We start from the raw sequence: 26179 nt of genomic DNA, 5'->3' as shown, positions 1-26179 counted from the left end.
CTATCTGGTTGATCTACTCCACCATCGGATAAAATACCTTGACCTCCTGCTGAACAGTTATCTGTCCAATCGGTTGTTAAATTCTCTGGCCATGGTGTGTTACAGCCTTCTAACTTATAATCGGGAACATCAACAATCTCTGGATTTGTTTCATCTGGTGTCACTGTAAATGTTCTTTCGCACATTTTCACTTGCTCACATTCATCAGAAACTTCATACTTTAATGTTATGCTTCCTCCACAAGTATTTGGTGCTTCAAGAGTATTAACATCTACCTCTTGATCATTAACATAGTATTTCTCTACAACGGTTCCATTTCCTCCTGAATAAGAGAATCCAGATAACCAATTGCCAAATGCTGTATTTATTTCTTCTTGCGAAGTACATTCAGGAATAGTTTGATTTTCTGGACACACTTGATTTAATGGAATTAATGGCTCACCATTTACTTCAAACTCATCCTCTGCCGTACAACCAAAAACACCTGGTGCGAACTCTAATGTTGCAGTTACTCTATAAACTCCTGTTTCTGTTACTTGTAATGTATTTCCTGTTTCCCCTTCCAGTTCCACATCATCTTTATACCATACATAATTGAATGTATTTCCCGGAGGAGTTGCTGTTGCTGTTAACGTAATACTTTCTTCTGTACATGCTAAATCTTCCCCTTCTATTTCAACCGTTACCTCTGGGGTATCTGCTAAACTAAATGGTCCTGCTAAGTCTTTTAACTCAGCTGTAAACGAATCTGAAGATCTTGTTTTTACAATTACACTTCCTAATGGACTAATACAATCAATACCGGGTGTACTACTTGAATCAAACCCTAATGCTGATGCGTTAATAGCTATTTCCGCAAAAGTGTTTTGTTGATAATTTGGTACTATATTCCCCCCTTTATTTATTGTTCCCCAAGGACCTGCTGGTACAGCCCCACCATCATTTACTTGAGAAAAAATAGCTGTAAAGCCAGGTGGTAAATCGCTTCTTAATTGTATTTCTGCATATCCATAGTTTCCAGCCCCATTTCCTCCATCGTATTGTATATATCCATTTTGATCTTGTTTAAACTCAAAAGGTCTTGCTGGCAATGTGTTGTGAGTATCAAAATAAGAGTCTGGCACTCCTACCAATTCAACCCAAACATATAATTTAATAATCGCATTGGCTCCCCCATTTGCATAGTTAATAGAAAGAATTATATCTCCATGTTGTAAAACAGATCCGTTTGCGTTAAACAAATAAGGTGTTCTACCACCAGTTGCTGATAAATCTTCAACTGACTGAATAGTCCCCCCTACTAAATTTACTTTTTTCCTAAAGTATTCAAAATCTAAATAGCTATCTCCACTATCATTCCTTGTTGATGCCCCTATGATAGCCCACTCATTAGTATCTACTGTAGCTCCCTCTCTTCTTAAATGCCCAAAAACATCAATAATATCATTTTTTTGAGGCACGGAAGCATCAGTAATTGTCCAAGTGTTTGGGTTGTCATTATTTTTATCTGATCCTCCTGTAAAAACATTTGAATCTGTATTATTCCCCTGAGCGTTTTGATCTCTAATAAATACGGCATCAATCCATAGCCTTCCATCTACAATAGAATAGATAGGAACACTCATTCTAATTTCTGCAGTAGCGTTATCATCTACTAATAATGCAGCCGTGGTAGCTGTTGGAGTTTCATCTATAACTCCCTTTCCTGATTCACCCAAGAACCAATCGTCTGTTCCAAATGGAAAAACCATTCCATTGGGAAAGGAAACAATTCCTGAATGTACATCTGAGTCTACCCCAAAATTGGCTTTTACGGTAGTCTCTGTGGGTATACTTTGTGCATGAAGTGTAGTTATTGAAAACAAAAAAAGTATGACAAGAAAACCCGTCATACAATTAAGGTGCCTTTTCAAATTACTCTTTGTGCAGCAGTTTTTTAACATATTTAACCTTTTCCTTTTACAAGAAGGTTCTGTGTCATTAAGTAACATAGTGTAATATTTTACATGATATTGTTCTTTAATTTTGAATAATTAAAGGGGTTACACAGCAAACCAACCAGTCTGTAATAGAATGTGATTAGTTGTAAGATATCTTGATAAAGAGGTTGTTATATAAATAAACTTAAGGGCAATATTTTTTAACTTCAAGAGAGGTTATTATAATGCAGAGAGGTAAAGGGTTTAAGGGATGTAGTGAGAGATTACAACTCGCAACTCGCTTAAGAATTGCGAATTGGAGTGTAAAATTAATCATTTAACGCTTATTTAACAAATATACCCATGGTACCTAATTAGAAAAAAGGGGTTTTCCCCTTTGTTAAAATAAGATGCTGCAAGTGATTCAGGACATACGGAGCTAATAGTTGTTTTTTATCATTTTATTTTATTCTCAGGGAATCCCCCTTTGTTAAAACAACTTTTAACTCATCTTTTCATACACTTTAACCAATTCTTTAGCTTCCTTTTTCGCACTCCAATTTTCTTCTATTTCTTTTCGAGCACTCTCTCCTAAAGAAGGAAGTTCTTTATTTATTAAACTGTGTATTAGTTTTTGAAGTTCTACTACATTATTAGATTCAAACAAATATCCTGACTCTAAATTTGTTATCAATTCAGAATGTACTCCAACATTTTCTGTTGCTACAACAGTACACCCACACGCCATGGCTTCTGCACACACCAAAGAAAACCCTTCTGTAAAAGAAGGCACTACCGTTATCTCAGCTGCTTGGTAATAAGAAACAATATCTGAAGTTTCATCAATAAAATAAACTTGACCTTCAACTTCATTCTTTTTTACGATTGCTTTTAATTCTTCTAAAAATTGTGGTTTGTCTACTTTTCCTACAATAACCAATGCCCAATCTTTGGCTTTTTGCAATTCAGGTGCTACAGCTTCTAATAGAACTGTTTGTCCTTTCGCTTTTCTTACTCTACCTGCACAAAGTATAATATTCTTTTGAGAAATATTTTTTAGCTTTTTCTCTGAATTAGGAACAAAAAGATTTGTATCCACTCCGTGAGCTACTTTTGTATTGGATATTTCTAAATTTTTATGCATTGAGTTTGTTAGTGTAACAACCTCATCTGATTTTTTTAATAAAAGCCTAGTAAAACCTGAAGGCTTTGTTTCTGCATGTCGAGTAGATACTAACTTAAATTTAGCGCCTAAAATTCGATACCATAACATCTTTAATATTTCATTGTTACGATGGCAGTGAACAACAACATTTTTATTAGAAAATAATAGTTTTTTTAACTCCGAAGTTGGGATTTTATCACCTTCAATACCATAACCATAAAGATAGGTTGTGCATAATTGTTTTAACTCTGGAAGCACATTTTCAATACTCCTTGTAACTCCTGTTCTTCGCTTATGAAAATGGGTATGTATAACTATAAGATTAGGATTCATCTAAGCAAATCTTCTTTCTATGATTTCTAACAATCTATTTTCGTATTCTTCTTTTGTAGACCAATCATAGTCAGGTTTAATCATTTTATTGATAAATTTTTTTGCTTCTTTTTCTGTTTTAAAGGTATTTAGTTGAGAAATAACTCTATTAAAATCATTTTGATCTCCTTCAAATAAATGCTTTACAAACGCAATTCTATCATTCAAATCTATTTGAATTGTCTTTTGAAAATTGTCATTTAATGATTTTTTAGGCTCTACCTTGGTAAACAAACTTGTCATTATATCTACCGAAATAGTATCTTGTAATTCATCTTCTAAAGTTAATGTTTTTCTTTCCCCTACATCTTTAACATCATTTTTTACATCATCAGCATCACCATGTAACAATTCTTCAAGTTCATCAAAAGGTTGCTCAATAATTTCTTCTACAATCGTTTGTTTTTCTATTCCTTCTATAACTTTATCTGCTATTTCATTAGCCTCTTGTTCTAATTTTCCCTGTAAGTCTTCTTCTAAATGATGTACAACTCTTTCTTCTGCAGATTCTTCTACTTTTACCTCCTCTTGAACAGACACCTCCTCTAGTACTTCTTCAGTCTCAATTTCAACAACCTCTATTTCATCCTTTACATCCTGAACAATTAGTTTTTCTTCTGAAACCAATTCGGCAACTGGAGAACTCTCTTTTAAAAGTTCTTCTCTTTTTGTTTCAGCTAACAATACATCATGCAACAACTCTTCCTTAGTCTTAGTAGGGTTAGAAGTATTGTTAATATACTCTTCTACATACGCTAAAACTGAAAGCTTTTCGTAAACCTCATATGCCTTTTGCTTTAACTCAAACACATCCTCTTTATTTTTCATTTGTAAGATACTGTGTGCTAAACTGGTTAAATCTGCTGCTAGTTTTTTGTGCATAAGTTGTCCTTGTATTTTATTTTTTGCTATTAAATTTTAATAAATTTGTTCCTTGTTCGAAAGTAATACAAAAATCAATAATTTAGAGCTTAAAATTACAAAATGTTTCTTGAAAATACGGTAAATCATACAGAACAATTTGGTTGGATTGAGGTAATTTGTGGCTCAATGTTTTCGGGGAAAACCGAAGAATTAATTCGAAGACTTAAACGTGCGCAGTTTGCTAAGCAACGTGTTGAAATATTTAAACCTGCTGTTGATACTCGTTATCACGATGAAGAAGTGGTATCGCATAACGAAAATAGAATTCGCTCTACGCCAGTACCTGCATCTTCAAATATTCGACTACTAGCTAATGATGTTGACGTAGTAGGAATAGACGAAGCTCAGTTTTTTGATGATGAAATTGTAGCAGTTTGCAACGATTTAGCCAACAGAGGCATTCGTGTTATAGTTGCTGGTTTAGACATGGATTTTAAAGGGAATCCGTTTGGCCCCATGCCTGCATTAATGGCTACTGCTGAATATGTAACCAAAGTGCATGCAGTTTGTACTCGTACTGGTAATTTAGCACATTATAGCTATAGAAAAGCACAAAGTGATGACTTAGTGTTTTTGGGTGAAACCCAAGAATATGAGCCTTTAAGCAGAGCAGCCTATTATAAAGCCATGAAAGAGCAAGAAGCTCATAATAAAGAAGAAGAAACCGATAATGAATAACAATCACGTTACTGTTTTAGAAATCGATTCAAAGGCTGTGTTGCACAACCTAGCTTATTTTAAACAAAAATTACAGCCTCAAACCAAAATTTTGGCAGTAGTTAAGGCCTATGGCTACGGGAGTGAATCAGTAGAGATTGCTAAAATTGTACAGGATCAGGTTGATTACTTTGCTGTTGCCTACTCTAATGAAGGTATTGCATTACGTGAAGCAGGAATAACAATTCCTATTTTAGTATTGCAACCTCAAATTCAGAATTTAAAAGAGATTGTAAAATATCGACTAGAACCTAGTTTATATAGTTTCAAAATCTTTGATGCCTTTATGCAACTTGCCGATGAAACTCTTTTGATGAATTATCCTATTCACATAAAATTCAATACTGGATTAAACAGACTGGGATTTTGGCATACAGATGTACCGGCATTAATAGCAGAGTTAAAGAAATCAAACAATGTGAAAGTTGAATCAATTTTTTCACATTTAGCTGCCAGTGAAGATCCTTATGAGCAAGACTTTACCGTTGGTCAGATTAACAACTTTGCCTATATAGTTAAACAAATTTATTCACACCTAGATTACGAACCTACACTTCATATCTTAAACACTTCTGGAATTATCAATTATCCACAAGCTCAATTTGATATGGTTCGTTTAGGAATAGGACTATATGGCTTTGGAAATGACGACCAAGAAACTGCTCAATTGAAAAACACTCATACATTAAAATCTATTATTTCTCAAATTCACCTAATTCAACCTGGAGAAACTGTTGGATACAATAGAGCTTTTGTTGCCAATCAACCTACTCGAAGCGCTACGATTCCTATAGGACATGCAGATGGTATTTCGAGAAAACTAGGAAATAAAAACGGTTTTGTTTTTATCAATAATCAACCAGCTCCTATTATCGGGAATGTATGTATGGACATGATTATGGTTGATGTTACAAAAATTGATTGTAACGAAGGAGATGAAGTAATTATTTTTAACCATCAACAACATATAGAGTACATGGCTCAAAAGAGTGAAACCATTCCGTATGAAATACTTACTGCTTTATCTCAACGTATAAAAAGATTGGTAAAACACTAATTTTTTTATACTTTTCACTTCAATTAACTATTAAAAATCAAAATATGGGAATGTTTAAAGAGTTTAAAGACTTTGCAATGAAAGGCAATTTAGTTGACATTGCAGTGGGTTTTGTAATGGGTGCTGCTTTTAAACAAGTAGTAACATCTTTTACTGGAGGAATCGTTTCTCCTTTAATCGGACTTATTTTCAAAGCTGACTTTAAAGACGTAAAATATATAATCAAAGAAGGTGTTGCCGATGAGGCAGGAAAAGTAACAGGAGAAGTTGCTATAATGTATGGTGAGTTTTTAACTCATGTTATCGATTTTATCATTGTAGCTTTTGTAATGTTTATGGTGGTAAAAGCTGTAAATACTATGAAGAAAAAAGAAGAAGCGGCTCCAGAAGCCCCTAAAGGACCTAGTCAAGAAGAACTATTAACTGAAATTAGAGATTTATTAAAAAAATAATTCAGTTAGATACTTAATAAAAAAAGCTCGCAAATGCGAGCTTTTAATTTTTATACATGTTTTCCTTTATTCCAACCGTGCTTTCCTAAATATTCTTCTCCACTTTCAATAGCACCATCTTCAATACTTGTTCCCATAGAATCATTCCACCGATTTAAATATCCGAAAAGAGAAATCACCCCTAACATTTCTACTATCTCACCTTCATCCCAATATTTATATAGCTCTTCTTTAATTTTTTCATCCACCATATTTGGAACCATAGAAGCTGCCAATGAAAAATCTAATGCTGCACGTTCAGCATCAGAAAATGCTGGATGTGTTTTATACTCCCATATATTATCTAATTGTTCTTGTTCTGCACCGTAACGTTCAGCAGCACGAATTGCATGAGCTTGACAGTAACGACAACCTGTAGCATTGCTACTTACCCAAGCAATCATACGTTTTAAAGCAGAAGTTACACGACCATGGTTAGCCATTACCGCTTTATTTAAATTGATAAATGCTTTAGAAATTTCTGGTCGGCGTTGCATTGTTAACACCGAATTTGGGCAAAAACCTAAGGTTTCATTATAAAAATCAGACAACTGTTTTGTTTCTGCATCATGATTCGGATCTAAAGGAGTTACTAAAGGCATAGTTTTATTTTTTAAGTTTTTAATACTAACTTTTTACTGTAAGTTTGTGTTACTATTTAAATACTTAAGTCAAAATACACATTGACTTACTTATGCAATAAACAAAAAATTATCAAGATATGACAACAAACACAGTTACAACCGTTTGGAAAGAAAACATGCAATTTGAAAGTGACAATCCAAGTGGACATTCAATAGTAATTGACACTTCTGAAGAGCATGGAGGAAATAATACTGGTTTACGACCTAAAGCTATGATGCTTTCTTCCTTAGCAGGTTGTTCTGGTTTAGACATTGTTCCTATGTTAGAAAAAATGCGCGTTAAAATTGATGATTTTAAAATTGTTGTTACTGGCGAATTAACTGAAGAACACCCAAAATATTACCATAAAGTTTTGGTTGATTATCATTTTTACGGAAGCGATTTAGACGAGAAAAAAATTAACAAAGCAGTAGACTTATCGATAGAAAAATACTGTGGTGTTATGGAAATGTTTAGAAAATTTGCTGATGTAACTACCGCTATCCATTTACATAACAACTAATTTATTTTCGATTAAATTGCTATGCGCTGGACACTAAAACCGCAACCAGATACCATTAAAGTAAAACAATTAGCTAAAGAATTAGCTGTGGATACCACTTTAGCTAAAATTTTGGTGCAACGCGGTATCGAAACCTTTGCTGAAGCCAAACAGTTTTTTCGTCCATCACTAAGCGATTTACACAATCCTTTTTTAATGAAGGATATGGAGCTTGCTGTACAACGCATTGAAACCGCTATTGCTAACAACGAAAATATCTTAGTTTTTGGTGATTATGATGTTGACGGAACTACAGCTGTTTCTTTGATGTCTTCTTACCTTAAAACAATCCATTCTAATACAGCAACCTATATTCCTGACCGATATGAAGAAGGCTATGGTGTTTCTTTTCAAGGAATTGATTTTGCTGAGGACAATGGTTTTTCACTCATCATTGCTTTAGACTGTGGTATTAAAGCCATCGATAAAGTAGATTACGCTACTAAAAAAGGAATTGATTTTATTATTTGCGACCACCACAAACCTGGAAGTGAAGTTCCGAAAGCTGTTGCCATTTTAAACCCTAAACAAGTAGATTGTAATTATCCTTATGATGAACTATGCGGTTGTGGTGTTGGTTTTAAATTGATTCAGGCGTTAGCTTCAAAAAGAAATCAAACAATTGAAGATTTAATTCCGTACTTAGATTTAGTTGCCACAGCAATCGCTGCAGATATTGTTCCGATGACTGGTGAAAATAGAGTCTTAGCTTATCATGGACTACAAGTTATTAATTCACAGCCGAGAAATGGTATCAAGGCTATCATTCATCAATTACAAAAAAAAGAACTCACCATTACTGATGTAGTTTTTATTATCGCTCCGCGGATAAATGCTGCTGGTCGTATGAAACACGGGAACTATGCTGTTGAATTGCTAACCGAAATGGATTTTAATTCAGCGGTTGAGTTTGCTTCTGCCATTGAAAAATTTAATTCTGACCGAAAAGAATTAGATAAACAAATTACGCAAGAAGCCTTATTACAGATTGAAAACAACAACGAACAAGAAAATTACACCACTGTTGTTTTTGATGAAAGTTGGCACAAAGGAGTCATTGGTATTGTTGCTTCTCGTTTAACTGAAACCTATTACCGACCAACTTTAGTGTTTACTAAAAGTGGAGAGAAATTAGCCGCTTCAGCTCGTTCTGTTAAAGGATTTGATGTATATAATGCCTTAGAAGAATGCTCGGAGTTTATCGAACAGTTTGGGGGACATAAATATGCTGCGGGATTAACCTTGTTCCCTGAGCAATATCAAAATTTTAAAAATAAGTTTGAAGAAGTTGTTGCTGCTACCATTGATAAAAACTTGCTAACTCCAGAAATTACTATTGACGCTGAGATTGACTTATCAGAAATCACCCCTAAGTTTTTTCGTATTATTCAACAAATGGCCCCGTTTGGTCCACAAAACATGAAACCTGTTTTTACCACAACCGCTGTAAGAGATAATGGTTATGGTAAACAAGTTGGCGCTGACAATAGTCATTTAAAGCTGAATATCATTTACGGTTCTGACCAAAAGACATACAATGCAATCGGGTTTGGTTTGGGAGATAAAATAACTTCAACACAAAACGATTTTGACATTGCCTATACTATAGATGAAAATACTTGGAATGGCTATACCTCTATCCAATTGATGTTGAAAGATTTAAAATAATAAAAGTCCTTATTTTTTTATTTAGAATAATTCCAAATAAACTTCTATATTTGTTTCATAATTAATTATGATTATGGAAAGCATAACGAAGATATATGACAATAAAATAGGTATTTCTTTCCAATGGAAGGAAAACAAGTCTAACCTAATTCAAATAATTTTCAGAGACACTGGCTTTCATCTACAAGAAAGAGAAATTGAAGAGTTCTTAGAAAAAGTAATGGATTCAAAACAACAAAAAAACTGTGATACGTGTATCAAGGGAAAGCACTGTAAATCTATTTTGCTACAAACCCCATCTGACAAAATTAGTTTGGCAGTATCATTAGTCGAATTGAGACAAATAGATGATTTGTTAAGAGGTACCTTATTTCAACTAAGAATGAACAACTACTTAAAAGACATCTGTAAAAATTAAAAAGGCTTGCAATTGCAAGCCTTTTTAATTTTATTCCTCTTTGATTAAGTACATGTAAACTGGATAATGATCACTATATCCTCCCGTATATTTTCCATAAGAAAAACTTCTAAAAGGATATCCTTTATACTTGGCATGCTTTTGAGTTAAAAAACGTTTATTAAAAATTCCAGACTTGAACATTTTATAAGTTGAAAAATCTTTCTCTCCTTTATCTAACAATGGAGAAGTAAACATTATTTGATCAAATAAATTGATATTGTCTCTATAAACTAAAGTATTAAAACCTCTTCGGAACATATCTTCGTATGGATTGTAAACATCTCCTTCCTTTACGTTTTTCTTTTTACTCTTCGTTTGCAAAACAGTTTTAAAGCTAGAGTTGATAGGATCATCGTTAAAATCCCCCATTATCAAAACTTTTGGATTCGGATCACTCTCTTTAATTTTTTCTATAATCTGCTTTACTTTATAAGCAGCTTTTTCACGTAAAGGTCTACTTTTAGCTTCTCCTCCTCTACGAGACGGCCAATGGTTTACAATAACATGTACTAGCTCATCATCTAGATATCCTGAAACTAATAAAATATCACGTGTATAAATCTTTTTGTTTTCAGCATAGATATTCGGATTGAATGCCTCAAAATGAATAGGTTTAAAATAACGTGGTTGATATAACAAACCTACATCAATTCCTCTTTTATCTGGAGAATCAAAATGAATAATATCATAACGCTTCTTTTTTAGCTTTTCAGATTTCACTAAATCTTCTAACACCTTCCTATTCTCTACTTCCGCTACTCCTAAAATAGCAGGACTTGTATGTGCCTTTTCCTCCCCTAATTGAGAAATAACCTCACCAAGCTTATCTATTTTATCCCAATAAACCTCTTCTTTATCGCCCTTCATTTCCATAATCGGGCTAGCCTCATCGTTTTTTTCAGGATCATTTTTAGTATCAAAAAGGTTTTCTAAATTATAAAAACCTACTGTTCTTATTTTATATTTTTTTTGTCCTTGCTGTGCATATGAAGAAAAAACAACAAGAGTTAAAACTAAAAGTGTAGCTATATTTCTCATTTAATAAATTTTACGCGGCAAAAGTAAAACAATTTTTAAGCCAAAACCTACTATTTACACAAAACCCTTATCCATAACATTAACTTAATATTAACATAACGATAATTTTATTAATTTTGCCTCCCTTTTGCTGTAATTTTCAGCACAGGGAATTAACTTATTTAAATATTTTATAAACAATCATTTATGAGAAATTTTACGATAACAATGTTATTGCTTTTTTCAGGCTTATTTAGCCTAAATGCGCAGAACATTGTAAGGGGGATCGTAATAAACAGCGATTCTGAAAATCCTATGCAAGGTGTTTCTGTAAGTGTAAAAGAAGCCAATATTTCTAGCATTACAGATGCTAGTGGTACTTTTACATTGAGTGGTTTACCAAACGGAAGACAAATTGTAACGGTATCATTAAACGGGTATGAAACCCAAAACTTTCCAGTTGAATTATCTGGTAAAACAATAGACTTAGGAACTATCTTTATGTATGAAGATATATCTGAAGATCAAGATTTAAGTACTATCACCATTACCGATGATGAATTAAATGATGATACAAGTGCTGCAGATAATATTTCTGGTTTATTACAAGCTTCAAGAGATATTTATCTACGTACTGCTGCTTTTGAATGGAGTGGTTCATTCTACAGAATTCGTGGTTTAGATTCTGAAAATGGTAAAGTTTTGATTAATGGTATTGAAATGAACAAGTTGTACAACAGCAGGCCTCAGTGGAGTAACTGGGGAGGGCTGAACGACGTACTGCGTAATCAAGAGTTTAGTAATGGGTTAACTCCCTCTAATTATGCTTTTGGTGGTGTATTAGGTTCTACAAATATTAACACCAGAGCTTCTGAATACAATGAAGGAGGTCGTATCTCTTACGCTTCTTCTAACAGAAGCTACAGTCATCGTTTAATGGCTACGTATTCTTCTGGTTTGTTAGCCAACGGTTGGGCAATAGCTGTTTCTGGAAGTAGAAGAGCAGGTAACGAAGGTTATGTTGATGGAACTTTTTACGATGCTAACTCTATCTTTTTATCACTTGAAAAACAGATTAACGATTCTCACAGCCTAAACTTAACTGTAATCGCTGCTGAAAACGAAAGAGGTAAATCATCACCTAATACTCAAGAAGTTTTTGATATTAGAGGTATTCGTTATAACTCTTACTGGGGTAAACAAAATGGGAAAATGAGAAACTCAAGAGTTAAAAGATTATACGAGCCAATTATAATGTTAAACCACTATTGGAAACTTTCTGAAAATACTATGTTAAACACTAACATTGGTTATCAATTCGGAGAGATTGGAAATAGCCGTTTAGATTATAACGGAACTAACAACCCAGACCCTACGTATTATAGAAAATTACCTAGTTGGTATTTATCAGACCCTAATGGTCCTGATTACGAAAATGCATATAAAGCATTAACTAATTTCCAAAATGACGGACAAATTGACTGGGATGAGTTATATATAGGAAATGAAGGTAGTCCAGAAAATGCTCGTGCCATCTTATATGAAGACAGAAATGATGACAAGCAATTTACTGCAAACATGATTCTATCTTCTGAATTAAATGAAAATATTATATTAACTGCCAATGCTGAGTATAGAAAATTAAAATCTGAAAACTTTGCTACTCCAATAGATATGCTTGGAGCTATAGGTTATTTAGATGTAAATACTTTTGGTAGTAACTTTGACCAACAACAAAGTAACCTATTGACTCCAAACAGAACTGTTGGTTTAGGAGACAGTTTCAAATACAACTACATTTTTGAATCTGAAGTATACGGTGGTTTTGCTCAATTACAATTCAAATACAACAAAGTTGATTTTTATGTAGCTGGACAAGCAAACAATACCACTCACCAAAGAGAAGGGTTATTCCAAAACGGATACTTTCCTACCAACTCTTATGGAAAATCAGATAAATTAGACTTCTTTAACTATGGAGCTAAAGGAGGTTTGACTTATAAGATTTCAGGACGTCACTTATTAGATTTTAACGGAGGGTATTTAACAAAAGCACCTTCTTTACGTAACTCTTTTTCTAATTCAAGAGCAAATAATGTTACAGTTGCTGATGTAGCAGAATTAAATAGTGAGAAAATTTTATCTGGAGATATCAGTTACATCTTCAGAAGCCCTTTAATCACTTCAAAAGTGACTGGGTATTTTACAGACATTAAAGATGCTACTGAAATTTCTTTCTTCTTTGCTGATGGTATTGGTGGGGATACTTCTGCTTTCATCCAAGAAATCTTAACAGGTATTGATAAAAGACACTTTGGTGTTGAATTGGGTATTGAAGCACAAGTTACTTCTACCATTAAATTAAAAGGAGCTGCTAATATTGGTCAGTACACATACAATAACAATCCTAATCTTGTTATTACCACTGAAAATGCATCTACCCCAGGCTTTACAAATGGTAAAAGAGATATGGGTGCTGCTTCTCTTAAAGACTACAGAATTGCTGCAGGGCCACAAAAAGCGTACTCTTTTGGATTTGAATACAGAGATCCAGATTACTGGTGGTTTGGTGCTACTGTAAATTATCTAGACGAAGCTTTTGTTGATATTTCTCCTATTAGAAGAACTAGTAACTTTGTTAGTGATGTTGACGGTGCTCCTTTTGCAGATTATGACCCTGTATTAGCTAGAAAGTTATTACAGCAAGAGCAATTTAATGATTATATCGTTGTAAATGCTATTGGAGGAAAATCATGGAAAGTAGGTAATGGTAAATACATCGGTTTATTCGCTAGTATTAATAACCTATTCAATGAAGAATATAAAACAGGAGGATACGAACAAGGTAGAAGAGCTAACTACCGTGAGTTACGTGACGATAACGCAAACGGAACTCCTACTTTTGGAAACAAATACTGGTACGGTAGAGGTACCACCTATTTCTTAAACGTAAACTATAGATTTTAAAAAACACTCAAGATGAAAAAAATAAATTTATACAAGATTTTTGCAATTCTTTTTATTGCAATTTCTGCTTCATGCGTTGACAATAACGATTTTGAATTACCAACAGTTGGACCAGATAAAGAATATACTAACTTAAAATCATTAAGTGAAATTGTTGGTTTATACAATGGTAACTTAGTTGAATTTAACGAGGACATTACTACTTATGGATATGTAATTTCAGATGATAGAGAAGGAAACTTCTTTAAAGTTTTAACAATTCAAGACAAGCCAGAAAACCCAACTGTAGGTTTAGAAGTAAGAATAGACGACACTAATTTAAGCGCTCGTTATAACGTTGGGAGAAAAGTATATATTAACTTAAAAGGTCTTTCTTTAAGCAAGTACTTTACCACATATCAAATTGGGGTTAAAAACAGCGCAGGAACAAGTTCTGATAGAATTGATGCGAACGAATACATTAATTATATCGATCGTTCTTCTGAAATTGTAGATATCGTACCAACTGCATTAACAATTGGTGAATTAACTGATAATCACATTAACACCTTAGTTAAAATAGAAGGTTTACAAGCTCAAGAAAAAGGATTAACCTACGCTGACCCAGACCCAGACAATACTTTTTCAGTAAACAGAGATTTTGTTAGCTGTGAAACCTTTGAATCTATCATTATGAGAACAAGTGGTTTTGCTACTTTTAAAGCATACCCTATTCCAGATAAAAAAGGAAGTATTACAGCAATCTTAGGTAAATTTAGTAGTGATTATCAATTATTTATTAGAGACACTAACGATGTTAACTTTACTGAAGAGTACGGATGTAATAACAACCCTACAGAAGCTACTTTAGCAGATGTTAAGGCATTATATACTGGAAGCGAAACTACAGTTACGCAAAACTTAAAAGTAAAGCTTATAATCACTTCGGACCTTTCTGCAAATAATATTTCAAACCAAAATGCATTTGCACAAGACGCAACGGCTGGTATTGCTTTACGTTTTAGTGATGCATATAACTTAAATTTAGGAGATGAAGTAGAGATTGCCGTTGGTGGAGCTAAATTAAGCGAATATAACGGTTTACTACAATTAAACATTTCTCCATCAAGCATTCTTAATACAACAGCAGGAACATTACCTACTCCTGAAGTAATTACTATAGCACAAGCTTTAACAGGAGACTATCAAGGAAAGTTAGTACAAATTGAAGGAGTACAATTCAAAGACAACACTAAAACTTATAGCGGTAATAACGAATTAATTTCAGAATGCGACGGAGATGCTTTAACAACATATGTTAGAAGTCAAGCTAATTTTGCTAGTAACCCAGTAAGCGATAAAAAAGGTACTGTAACAGGAGTGATGACTGATTTTAATGGAGCTCAAATCTATTTAAGAAACGAAGCTGATGTAAATTTCACTGAAAATTATACTACTTGTGGCGGTGGTGGTACTCCTGCAGGAGATGACCTATACATTTCTGAATATGCTGAAGGAAGTAGCAACAATAAATACATCGAAATTTACAATGGAACTGGTGCAGATGTAGATTTAACAAACTACACAGTAGGCTTATATGGAAATGGTTCTGCTACTGTAGGAAATACTCTAGACTTAAGTACCGTTCAAAGTACTTTAGCTAATGGAGAAACAATTGTTATCTATAATAGTGGTGCTGCTGATGCTACAATCACAGGATATTCAGGAATAAAAGTATCTTCAACTGTTACTTATTTTAATGGAGATGATGCTATTGCTTTATTAAAAAGCGGTACTGTAATAGATGTAGTTGGTAATATAGGAGAGGATCCAGGTAGCTATTGGGCTGTAGCTGGTGTAGCAGACGGAACAAAAGAACACACTTTAGTTCGTAAAGCTTCAATCACAAAAGGGAATACAGATTGGGCTGCTAGTGCTGGTACTGATACAACTAATTCTGAGTGGGAAGTAAAAGCTCAAGATGACTTTACTTCTATTGGAATTAGATAATTAATCTTTTTTTTAAACTAAAAACCCAAGTTTAAAAACTTGGGTTTTTTTTATGCTTTCTAAAAAAGAATTACTTTTTAACTAGTTGTTGAGTATACATTTTTCCTGTTTCTTCTAGAGACACAAAATAAATACCCGCTGTTAACTTTGAAACATCTATACTCTTTCTTTTTGAACTCATTTTTACTTTTTGAAGTAACTTTCCATTTGTATTATAAATAGTTACTTCTTTGTTTTTCCACAGTTCATTATTTATCAATAATATAATTGAACTATCTTTAACAGGATTTGGAGAAAAAACAATTACATTTTTATCATTTACTAAAACTTGTTTTGAGTTTGAGCTCATAGCTTTAGCACTACCACAATTTCCAATCCTATTCCATCCATTTGAAGTTCTTTCGTATAAAACATCAAAATAAACGACCCTATCACCAACTTGATAACTTTTTGAAGAATCGTACTGAGGTACTCCGTCACAAATATTTGTATTAGCATTTCCTTCAATAATATTTATAGTGTAATCTTCAACCTCACCATAATCAAAAGAACCACAAGAAGAAGGAGTCGTATTATATCTCATAGAAACTCTCATTCTTGTACTGCCTATTTTCGCAGAAATAGGAACGATAAATGTACCACTGACTGAACTATCGGTTGACGCTGACTTAACCCATACCTGTTCACCGCTATCTTCAAAATCTGAATCCTGATTGTAATCAATCCAAACAGTATAACCTTCTTTATAAACTCTACCTGTCCATTTAGGAGTAACAATAATTGTATTAGAACTACCTTGTTCTAAATTGGTAGAAATATTCGTAAAATCCTGATAACCATTTGTAGCTCCTGAATTATTATTAATTGCCCCTAGTGTTACGTTTTGAATATATTCATCATTCACACTATTCCCTTTTGAGTCACAATAAGTTGGCACACTTACACTTCCTTTGTTCTTTGCTACTTCAATTAAGTACTCTAAACCAAGTTTCGCAAATTTTGCTGCATGTGTAGCATTCGCTGTTGGAAATCGGTCAGACGTATCATTTACTGTGTGGATATAAGGGCTGGAATCATTAAATGAAGCTTCAAAAGGAAAAGCTGCATCATACCCTTGTTGTGCCCAGCTATAATGGTCAGAACAACCGTAATTACATCGTGTATAATCATAGGTAAATTGATGATTTCCAGAAGTATTATAATAATCCATAAGACTAGCTAAAAAAGTGTTAAGAATACTACTGTTATAACTATCATCTGAAATATAAACATCCTTAGGAGATCCTTTATAATTCGTCATATCAAATTGAACATATGACAAAACATTAACATTCCTGTTTTTATAATCCTGAGCAATTTCTTTTGATCCTCTTAAACCAACTTCTTCTGCAGCATAAGCCATAAATTCTATAGTTCTTTTAGGCTGAAAATTCATTTGAAAAAGTACTCTAGCCATTTCTGTAATTGTAGCAATTCCTGAAGCATTATCATCTGCACCAGGGGCATTGGTTTGACTTTCTGGACTAACAGAATCGATATGTCCCCCAATAATTACATATTCATTAGGAAGCTCACTTCCTTGAATCGTCATAATTACAGAAGGCATTGTTGTACTGTTATGATTTACTATTCTAACACTAACATCTGCCCTACCATTAGCCATTGTTTCCCATTTTTGCTTTAAATCTTGAACAGCTTGTGTTGCTTTTTGGGTAGTATGATACCTGGTACCATAATTTTCAAGCTCTACAATATGATTAGCAATATTTGTGTTACTCACCAAATCTAAACTTTGTTTTACAAGTTGGTCTTCACTAATAGTATACGATGCTCTCTGCTGATAAACTCTCTTACTTTGTTGTTTATAAATTGTTTCTAAAGCTTCTTTTTCAGAAGGTTCATAAATAAATCCGGGACCGTGAGTTAAAATCATGTGGTGAAGCTTTTCAGCTGCACGATGACTAAGTTTCACAGCACTAAAACCTTTGAAGGAAGAAATAATCTTAATATCAGAAGGAGCTTTTTTTAGTAATTTTAAGGCATCTTTGGTTTCAATAGTGCCATAAAACATTTTTTCTTGGCTGTATATCTTAGAAAAACTAAGGCACAGCAATAGTAACGAAAGTAGTAGATACTTTTTTTTCATTTTTGAAGGGTTTTAAGGTTAGTTTTAACACGTAAGTTATTAAAAATTAACACTTAAAATAAAAATATTTTAGCTTTTCATTTAATTACACCCTTAATTTCATAATATATTCATTTTAACATTCTAAAAACTTTGTACTATAATTTATTTTTTAGCACCTTTATATGTGTACAAATTTTCATCATAAATGTTTTCAAAGCATAGAATAACTAAAGCTTTTAAAAAAGCTAAAAAATTACCTTTAGATAAAAATTCTAAATACATTTTGTTTTCAGATTGTCATCGGGGAGATAATAGTTTTGCTGATGATTTTGCGCATAATAGAAAAATATACCACTATGCTCTATCACAATATTTACAAAAAGAGTTTACTTATATAGAATTAGGAGATGGTGATGAACTATGGGAAAATAAGTTTGTTACCATTTTTAATGCTAATAAAGATATTTACTTATTATTTAAAGAATTTCATCAACAAAACAAACTACATTTTATATGGGGAAACCACGATATGGATTATAAAAGTCCTAAAAATGTAACCAAAAATTTAAGCACTTATTTCGATACAATTGACGGAAAAGAAAAAGAACTTTTACCTAATGCTTCTTTTTCAGAAGCTATTCGATTAGTTCAAGACAATGAAAAGTCAATCTTCTTGCTTCATGGACATCAAGCCGATTGGTTTAATTATAGTTTTTGGAAGTTTAGTCGATTTTTAGTTCGCTTTTTATGGCGTCCACTTCAAGTTTATGGCATTAAAGATCCTACGAGTCCTGCAAAAAACTTTAAAGGACTAATAAGAGTAGAACACCGATTAGAAAAATGGATTCAAAAAAATAATCATCAAATGATTATTACAGGACATACGCATCGTCCAAGATTTCCATCTGTTAACGAGCTGCCACATTTTAATGACGGTAGCTGTGTACACCCAAGGTGCATTACAGGATTAGAAATAGAAAACAATACCATTACCCTTATTAAATGGCATTTGATCACAAATGAAAATGGAACCATGCAAATTGTACGAACTGTTTTAGAAGGCCCAAAGAAAATAGCAGACTATATATAGCATACTTTCAAGTTAACTTAAAGTTTACCTTGGTAACAGTTTATTAAATTACACTTAATATTAATATCGGAAAAAGCCAGTAATTTTGACTTGCCTCGACTTGAGGATATACAGTCATAATAAATTTATTAGTTTTTGTCGACTATTTATTTGACTCACCAAACTGCCTTAAAATCAAGGCAGTTTTTTAATATTCAATTAACACTAACTTAACATAAGAGTTAGTTATTTGCCGCGACAAAAACTAATAACAACATTCTAATGAACTGTAAAACAGCACTTACCATAGTAAGTATGTTTGTATTTTCATATACAAATGCACAGCAAACCAACTCTCCAAAATTTGGTAAAGGGTTATTTAACCTAATAGGAAAAGATAGCACATGGTCTATGAACATGGGGGCTAGAGTACAATTTTTGGCTACTGCTGAATGGGATTCTAACAAAGAAGGATTATACAATCCATCCTCATCAATGCTTGTAAGAAGAGCCCGTTTAAAATTTGACGGGTTTGTGCTTTCACCTAAATTAAAATACAAATTAGAACTTGGCTTATCTAATAAAGATATTAGTGGAGCATCAGAACACACTGGAAATGCCCCAAGATATATTTTAGATGCCGTTGTAAAGTGGAATTTTCATCAAAATTTTGAACTGTGGTTTGGACAAACTAAACTACCAGGTAACCGTGAGCGTGTTATTTCTTCAGCAAACATGCAACTTGTTGACCGATCTTTATTGAACAAAAGGTTTAATATCGATAGAGATATGGGGCTACAATTAAGACACCATTTTAACTTATCTGATAAGTTTATCGTTCGTGAAGCATTTTCTTTTGCTCAAGGTGAAGGAAGAAATGTTACAGAAGGAAATCTTGGAGGACATCAATATACCGCTCGTTTAGAATTTTTACCTTTTGGTAATTTTCAAAGTGGAGGTGATTATAAAGGAGGTGATTTAAAAAGAGAACAAACGCCTAAACTTGCCATAGGTACTAGTTACGATTTTAACAATAATGCTGTTAAAAACAGAAGTAACCAAGGTTCATACATGGTAAATGATATAGGATATTACGAAACAAATATTACAACTATATTTGCCGACGCAATGTTTAAGTACAAAGGTTTTTCTTTTATGGGTGAATATGCCTATAGAGATGCCAAAGATCCTATTGCAAAAAACTCAGATGGAACTCCAACAGGAGATGTGGTACAAGTAGGAAGCGGATTAAATCTTCAATCAGGATATTTATTTGCTAAAAACTGGGAAGTAACAGGACGTTATACTAATATTGCGTTGGACAAAAACATTACAGGAAAAGGTATTGAAAACCAATATACATTAGGGCTATCAAAATACATAGTTGGACATAAATTAAAAGTACAAACCGATGTTAGTTACTTAGATATTCCAACGGATAGAAACCAATTAATGTACCGATTGCAAGTAGATATTCATTTCTAAAATGATAACATAAAGGTAACATAAGAGCATTCTTGTGTAAGTAAATTTGCAAAACTTAAATTAAATACTATAAAATGGGAGATCCATATATTTTGATGTTAGTCGCTTTAGCTGTTTTAGCTGTTGTCGACTTAGTTGTAGGAGTTAGTAACGATGCTGTTAACTTTTTAAATTCAGCAATCGGTTCTAAGGCAATTAAAGTAAGAAACATTATGATAATTGCTAGTATTGGGGTGTTTATGGGAGCTGTAACGTCTAGTGGTATGATGGAAGTTGCTCGTAAAGGAATTTTCAACCCTAACATGTTCATGTTTCAAGACATTATGTTCATTTTTATGGCGGTAATGATTACAGATATTCTACTATTAGATATTTTTAACTCATTAGGAATGCCTACCTCAACAACCGTTTCGATTGTATTTGAATTATTAGGAGCTGCTGTATGTATTTCGTTTATTAAAATTGCTGCTAATGACTCACAATCTATTTCAGATATTTGGAACTACATCAACCATAAAAAAGCCATTCAGATAATTAACGGTATTCTGCTTTCTGTAGTGGTTGCCTTTTCTGTCGGAGCTATTGTGCAGTTCTTTTCTCGTTTAATTTATTCGTTTAATTTTGAAAGGAGAGCTTCTTATATCAACGCTTTGTTTGGTGGTTTTGCAATTACAGCAATTACCTATTTTATCTTCGTAAAAGGATTGAAAGGAACTCCTTTTTATAAAGATTTAAAACACTTAATTGAAGGTAATACCTTAATTATTATTGCAGGAGGATTTGTTTTTTGGAGTGCTATATCTCAAGTATTAATCCAGTTTTTTAAAGTAAATATTTTAAAAGTAATTATTGGAGTTGGTACTTTCTCTTTAGCAATGGCATTCTCTGGAAACGATTTGGTAAACTTTATTGGGGTACCAATCGCTGCATGGAACTCGTACCAAGCTTGGGAGGTTTCAGGAGTAGCTGCTGATGCCTTTTCAATGGGAATATTAGCTAAAAAAGTACCTTCTAATGTATGGTTACTGTTATTAGCTGGAGCTATTATGGTAGTTACTTTATGGACTTCTAGCAAAGCAAGAAATGTAATTAAAACAGGAATTGATTTATCACGTCAAGGCGATGGACATGAAAAATTTCAACCAAATCCATTATCAAGAGTTGTTGTTAGAGCTTCAATGGGAATTAATTTAGGTATTAATGCTATTTTTCCTAAGAAAACCTTAGCTTTTATCGACTCTAAATTCCAAAAACCTGTAATTGAACTACCTAAAGATAAAACTTATGAAATGCCTGCTTTCGATTTAGTAAGAGCTTCGGTTAACCTAATAGTAGCTGGTATTTTAATTTCTATTGCAACTTCAATGAAGTTACCTTTATCAACTACCTATGTAACTTTTATGGTAGCAATGGGTACCTCTTTAGCAGATAGAGCTTGGGGACGTGAAAGTGCAGTGTATAGAGTTGCAGGTGTAATCAATGTAATTGGTGGTTGGTTCTTAACTGCCATCACAGCATTTATCGCTGCTGCTATTGTAGCTTACTTAATTAGTTGGGATAAAACGATGATTCCTGTATTATTATTAGTAGTTACTCTTTTAATTGGAAGAAACACCTTAATACACAGAAAGAAATCAAAAGAAGAAAAGAAGCAAATTCATATGGAAAGAGCTGAATTAATTACTATTAATGGAGTAATTGAAGAAAGCTCTGATCATATTGCGGGGGTAGCACAACGTGTTAACAAATTATATTCAAATGTTGTTAACGATTTAGCTACTCACGATTTAGTTAAATTACGTAAAACAGATAAACATGTTACCAAGTTAAATGATGAAATTGATAGCTTGAAAGATGGTGTATTCTATTTCATTAAATCATTAGACGATACTTCGGTACAAGCAAGTAGGTTCTATATTTTAATTTTAGGATATTTACAAGACGTAGCACAGTCTATTAGTTATATTTCTAGAGCTACCTACAAGCACGTAAATAACAATCATAAAAACCTTAAAAAAGGTCAAATTAAAGACCTAAAAAGTATTGACAATACCCTTTCTAAATTATTAGAAGATATTAGTAATACTTTTGAAAATAGAAGTTTTGATAATTTAGAACATATCATTAACGAAAAGAAAGAATTATTAAAAGATGTATCAAAATCTATTGAAAAGCAAGTAGAACGTATTAGAACTGACGAAACAAGTCCTAAAAACACTACGTTATACTTTAGTATTTTGATTGAAACACAAGATTTAGTTTCTGGATTGATGAGTTTATTAGAAACTTACGAAGAATTTCATATAAGCACCAAAGCTGTTGAAATAGAAGCTTAATCAGACAACATAAAAAAAAGCCGAGTTTTAAACTCGGCTTTTTTTATTTCTTACATTTAAATAATTAAGGCTTCTTTTTCATCGGCCTCATTAAACCTTCTTGGGCTACCGAAGCTATAAGCTCTCCCTTTCTTGTATAAATATTTCCACAAGCAAAACCTCGAGCTCCATAAGTATTAGGACTTTCAACAGAGAACAACATCCAATCATCAAAATCAAAATCACGGTAAAACCACATCGAATGATCTAAGCTAGCCATTTGTGTATTTCCAAAATTAGCCACACTTGCATTAGGATTTAAACAAGCAGTTAAAATATTATAGTCTGAAATGTATGTTAAGATTTGTTGCTTGATTGATAATGGTAAATCCCTTGCTTCTCCTTTTAATTTAAACCAAACATCCACTACTGGGGGTAAATCTTTTCTTTCAAATGGATTTCCAGGCTGTACGGGTTTAAAGTCTATTGGACGCTCTATGCTTAAAAATTCTTTCATCTTTTTTGGCAAAAACTCGCCAAATCGATCTAACATATCTGCCCAACTTAACAATTCTTCGGGTTGTTTTATATCTTTTTTAATCGGCATTTGATGCTCATATCCCTCTTCTTTTTTATGAAAAGAGCAAGCCAAAATAAAAATCGTTTTATCCTTTTGATGTGCCGTTACTCTTCTGGTAGAAAAGCTCCCTCCATCACGAATCGTTTGTACGTTATACGTAATTGGCAACTCTAGATTTCCTGCTTCTAAAAAATACGAATGCAGTGAATGTAAAACACGTTCTTCAGGTGTAGTTCTATATGCTGCATTTAATGCTTGTGCTAATACTTGTCCTCCAAAAACATTCGGGCTTCCTATATCTCTACTTACTCCATTAAAATTACCGTTTCCTATATCATCTAGGGTAAGTATGTTTAATAATTCTTGTGTGTTTTTCATGTATTAATTACAATAAAGAGTTTTTATTTCTTTATACTTTTTGTGCTTTAAAAGGTTTTTTCAAACTGAACTCTGTTGGTTGAATTCGTTTCAAAAATAAGCTTAAAATCCTGTTTGGAATGCTCTTTTTATGACGCAAATAAATGGTTAAATTTTGAGGAACTGCACCCACTGAACTTTTTATTTCACTCGCTGTTCTTCCAAAGTTTATAGCTTTGGCTTTATGTTCTATTGCTAAAGAGATATAATCGTACAACATTCGTTGATAGATAGCATAGTCTTTATTAAACTGATAGTCAATTCCTACAAAATGAGCATCAAGAAGTAAATTTTGATTGATAATTCCCGATAAAAAACCTACTAATTTATCTTCTAACCAATACGTTTTAATAAAATAGTTCTCCTTTAAATTTTCTTTTAAAAATTTATATGTCTCTAAATTAAAATCCCCCAAATTAAAACTCGCCTTGTTAGACACGGTTTTATATAACAACGTCATTTTAGGCAATATTTGCGCTATCTCATCTACTTGAACATCTTGTATTCGTAGATAAGTACTTTGCTTTAGAGCTTTTCTAGCTTTTACCCTAAATTTTGTTTTTAAAGCCGCTAAATAATCATCAAAAGTGTGCCAATCATCTTCTAAAGTCAACACCATATTAGGATCTACATTAAACGAATTGTATCCTTCGTTGTATAAAGCATCAGTGATAAAAAGTGATTCATTCACAAAATCTTTCAACATAAAAGCATTTATAGTTTCTTCTGAAATATCTTTTTCAAAAGCTACAATTGCCTTAGCAAGTTGTTCTACAACTTGTTTTTTATCTTGATCAGGTCTGATGAAAATCCCGTGTTCACCACTTACAAAAGTATTTCCGCAAGTAAGTATTTTAAATGGCTTTTGTGACGATAGCAAGTGAATTCTTCTTCCCATACACCTTACCCATTCTACTACCGATTGTAAGTTATTCTGAACACTATCTAAATGAAAATCGATTACTTGAATTGTGGCCAAAGCTACTGCTTTCTTAGCATCATCTAAAAGTAAAACATAAGCAAACTGTATTTGCGGATTCCCTTTTTCTAAAGCTGCCAAATATTTTGGTTGAAAGTACAAATTACCTTCACATTGAAGTTCCTGCCAAACTCCTTCAGCAATCTCATTAACCGAAGAAAAATAGCATGCATTAGATACTCTTTTTTTACACAACAAATTTTTTACCAAACCCCTATTATTATTTGAGTGTAAATTAGTAAAAGTTTGACAAATACCCTATGAATATCTTTTACACCACTCCTCTATTCCATACTGGTACTTTTAAAAACCTACTTATTTTAACCATATCGCTCAGTAAATACTCTTTGTCTCCGTGGTTTAATAAGTTATGACGATTACCATTTTGAGTAACTAAATTTACCTCGTAGCAATAATAACTTCCTGATTTATTTCCTTCAACAAATTTTGACAATACTTGCAATGCATACACTTGTTGAAAAGGTATTATTTCGCCATCTACAAACACTTTTCTTTTTTGCGCATTTAATTGTGCTTTAGCACCAAAAGAAAACAACAAGAAAGTACCTACTAATAAAAAAGGACCTCCAGAGGTAAAAAACATTTTCCCTCCTTGCATAAAGGTTAAAGATTCTTTTGAAAACTCAAAAAACTCTACATAAGACCAAGCTACATAGTTTAACCCCATTAAAAAGAAACTCCAAGCGACAAATTTCAGATAAGGACTAGAGGTTATTTTGTAGCCAAATGCTGTTTTTTTTAAACGTTCGCTTAAAAAATTACTTCCTGAACCTTTAACTGCATTCCAAGAAATATGTTGTCCTATGGCATCGGTTGTAAAGTCACCAAAAGAAAATTCTATTTGTTTATTACTAGATGATTTTTTCTTTCTTTGTGCCCAATAACTAGAACCAAACATACCGATAAACATAAAAGCTAATACAGCTAGCATTCCTCCTGTTTTATAGTAAGTATATCGCTGTTTCCCTATACTTAATTGATGAATTGGAACACTAATTTCAAGACGCTTAATGTTGTTTAAATCTTTTCTTGTAGGATTTGTAAGCTGTTGCAGCGAATCTAATTCTCGCACACTCTGTTGCATTTCCATTTCTCTTTTATGAAACGATTCATAAGTATTTTGTAACTGTGGAAGTGCTACAAAAATGAAGATTCCGATTGGAATTATTGCAAAGAACCAAGAGTTGTTAAGAGATACTTTTTTCATATTTAATTTTTTTGGAAAGCAAATTTGAGAAAAGTTTTTGTGTTTT

At 32.8% G+C, this 26179-nt stretch carries 19 protein-coding genes and 1 pseudogene; 11 read left to right on the top strand and 9 right to left on the bottom strand.

Annotated features, from left to right (window positions below; all coding sequences use genetic code 11):
• From DFQ07_RS06365 to DFQ07_RS06355, 3 genes and pseudogenes are all read right to left on the bottom strand, one after another.
• Positions 1–1865, bottom strand: a pseudogene (locus DFQ07_RS06365) (hypothetical protein); the annotation flags it as partial.
• 556 nt (positions 1866–2421) lie between these two features.
• Positions 2422–3417 (bottom strand): glycosyltransferase family 4 protein, encoded by a 996-nt coding sequence (locus tag DFQ07_RS06360; RefSeq protein WP_133535424.1) that lies wholly within the window; start codon positions 3415–3417, stop codon positions 2422–2424.
• Positions 3418–4338 carry a hypothetical protein gene (locus tag DFQ07_RS06355; protein ID WP_133535423.1) on the bottom strand — a complete coding sequence of 307 codons (921 nt, stop codon included), beginning with the start codon at positions 4336–4338 and terminating at the stop codon, positions 3418–3420. It lies immediately after the preceding gene.
• 102 nt (positions 4339–4440) lie between these two features.
• Here DFQ07_RS06355 and DFQ07_RS06350 point away from each other — a divergent pair, with 102 nt between their 5' ends.
• From DFQ07_RS06350 to mscL, 3 genes are read left to right on the top strand one after another with little or no spacing between them, the layout of a single operon-like run.
• A complete protein-coding gene (locus DFQ07_RS06350) occupies positions 4441–5058 on the top strand; it encodes a thymidine kinase (protein WP_133535422.1) in 618 nt (205 codons plus the stop codon).
• Complete coding sequence (gene alr / locus DFQ07_RS06345) at positions 5051–6154, top strand: alanine racemase (RefSeq protein WP_133535421.1); 1104 nt, start codon at positions 5051–5053, stop codon at positions 6152–6154. The genes DFQ07_RS06350 and alr overlap by 8 nt, the downstream gene beginning before the upstream one ends.
• A 50-nt stretch (positions 6155–6204) precedes the next feature.
• On the top strand, positions 6205–6606 hold the full coding sequence (gene mscL / locus DFQ07_RS06340) for a large-conductance mechanosensitive channel protein MscL (RefSeq protein WP_133535456.1): 402 nt from the start codon (positions 6205–6207) through the stop codon (positions 6604–6606).
• Between the two features lie 50 nt (positions 6607–6656).
• Here mscL and DFQ07_RS06335 read toward each other — a convergent pair whose 3' ends face one another.
• Positions 6657–7247 carry a carboxymuconolactone decarboxylase family protein gene (locus tag DFQ07_RS06335; protein WP_133535420.1) on the bottom strand — a complete coding sequence of 197 codons (591 nt, stop codon included), beginning with the start codon at positions 7245–7247 and terminating at the stop codon, positions 6657–6659.
• Positions 7248–7366: 119 nt separating this feature from the next.
• On the opposite strand from DFQ07_RS06335, the gene DFQ07_RS06330 reads away from it, so the two are divergent.
• From DFQ07_RS06330 to DFQ07_RS06320, 3 genes are all read left to right on the top strand, one after another.
• A complete protein-coding gene (locus DFQ07_RS06330; protein WP_133535419.1) occupies positions 7367–7792 on the top strand; it encodes an OsmC family protein in 426 nt (141 codons plus the stop codon).
• Positions 7793–7813: 21 nt separating this feature from the next.
• Positions 7814–9499, top strand: a complete 1686-nt coding sequence (gene recJ / locus DFQ07_RS06325; protein WP_133535418.1) for a single-stranded-DNA-specific exonuclease RecJ — start codon at positions 7814–7816, stop codon at positions 9497–9499.
• 73 nt (positions 9500–9572) lie between these two features.
• The gene (locus tag DFQ07_RS06320; protein WP_133535417.1) at positions 9573–9917 is read left to right on the top strand and encodes a hypothetical protein; all 345 of its coding nucleotides are present in this window, start codon (positions 9573–9575) and stop codon (positions 9915–9917) included.
• Positions 9918–9947: 30 nt separating this feature from the next.
• On the opposite strand, the gene DFQ07_RS06315 is transcribed toward DFQ07_RS06320, so the two are convergent.
• Positions 9948–10997 (bottom strand): endonuclease/exonuclease/phosphatase family protein, encoded by a 1050-nt coding sequence (locus tag DFQ07_RS06315; RefSeq protein WP_133535416.1) that lies wholly within the window; start codon positions 10995–10997, stop codon positions 9948–9950.
• A gap of 186 nt (positions 10998–11183) precedes the next feature.
• On the opposite strand from DFQ07_RS06315, the gene DFQ07_RS06310 reads away from it, so the two are divergent.
• Together DFQ07_RS06310 and DFQ07_RS06305 are read left to right on the top strand one after the other, a co-directional pair.
• Entirely contained in the window at positions 11184–13943 is a 2760-nt protein-coding gene (locus tag DFQ07_RS06310; RefSeq protein ID WP_133535415.1) for a TonB-dependent receptor, read from the top strand.
• A 12-nt stretch (positions 13944–13955) separates the two neighbouring features.
• Complete coding sequence (locus DFQ07_RS06305; protein WP_133535414.1) at positions 13956–15932, top strand: DUF5689 domain-containing protein; 1977 nt, start codon at positions 13956–13958, stop codon at positions 15930–15932.
• A gap of 70 nt (positions 15933–16002) precedes the next feature.
• Here DFQ07_RS06305 and DFQ07_RS06300 read toward each other — a convergent pair whose 3' ends face one another.
• Entirely contained in the window at positions 16003–18078 is a 2076-nt protein-coding gene (locus DFQ07_RS06300; RefSeq protein ID WP_133535413.1) for a M20/M25/M40 family metallo-hydrolase, read from the bottom strand.
• A gap of 187 nt (positions 18079–18265) precedes the next feature.
• Here DFQ07_RS06300 and DFQ07_RS06295 point away from each other — a divergent pair, with 187 nt between their 5' ends.
• From DFQ07_RS06295 to DFQ07_RS06285, 3 genes are all read left to right on the top strand, one after another.
• Positions 18266–19150, top strand: coding sequence for a metallophosphoesterase (locus DFQ07_RS06295; RefSeq protein WP_133535412.1), 885 nt, complete (start codon positions 18266–18268; stop codon positions 19148–19150).
• A 261-nt stretch (positions 19151–19411) separates the two neighbouring features.
• On the top strand, positions 19412–20614 hold the full coding sequence (locus DFQ07_RS06290) for a porin (RefSeq protein ID WP_133535411.1): 1203 nt from the start codon (positions 19412–19414) through the stop codon (positions 20612–20614).
• Positions 20615–20688: 74 nt separating this feature from the next.
• Positions 20689–22950: an inorganic phosphate transporter gene (locus tag DFQ07_RS06285; RefSeq protein WP_133535410.1), complete on the top strand. Its 2262-nt coding sequence runs from the start codon at positions 20689–20691 to the stop codon at positions 22948–22950.
• A gap of 64 nt (positions 22951–23014) precedes the next feature.
• Here DFQ07_RS06285 and DFQ07_RS06280 read toward each other — a convergent pair whose 3' ends face one another.
• The 3 genes from DFQ07_RS06280 to DFQ07_RS06270 all read right to left on the bottom strand — a co-directional run bounded on the left by DFQ07_RS06280 (position 23015) and on the right by DFQ07_RS06270 (position 26133).
• A complete protein-coding gene (locus DFQ07_RS06280) occupies positions 23015–23887 on the bottom strand; it encodes an acyl-CoA thioesterase (protein WP_133535409.1) in 873 nt (290 codons plus the stop codon).
• A gap of 31 nt (positions 23888–23918) precedes the next feature.
• The gene (locus DFQ07_RS06275; protein WP_133535408.1) at positions 23919–25100 is read right to left on the bottom strand and encodes a peptidogalycan biosysnthesis protein; all 1182 of its coding nucleotides are present in this window, start codon (positions 25098–25100) and stop codon (positions 23919–23921) included.
• A 76-nt stretch (positions 25101–25176) separates the two neighbouring features.
• A complete protein-coding gene (locus DFQ07_RS06270; RefSeq protein WP_133535407.1) occupies positions 25177–26133 on the bottom strand; it encodes a hypothetical protein in 957 nt (318 codons plus the stop codon).
• Between the last annotated feature and the right edge of the window lie 46 nt (positions 26134–26179).

This window comes from Tenacibaculum caenipelagi (assembly GCF_004363005.1).
GTDB classification, from domain to species: domain Bacteria; phylum Bacteroidota; class Bacteroidia; order Flavobacteriales; family Flavobacteriaceae; genus Polaribacter; species Polaribacter caenipelagi.
Note: the sequence above shows the minus strand (reverse complement) of the source record. Positions and strands in the feature narration are given on the sequence as shown.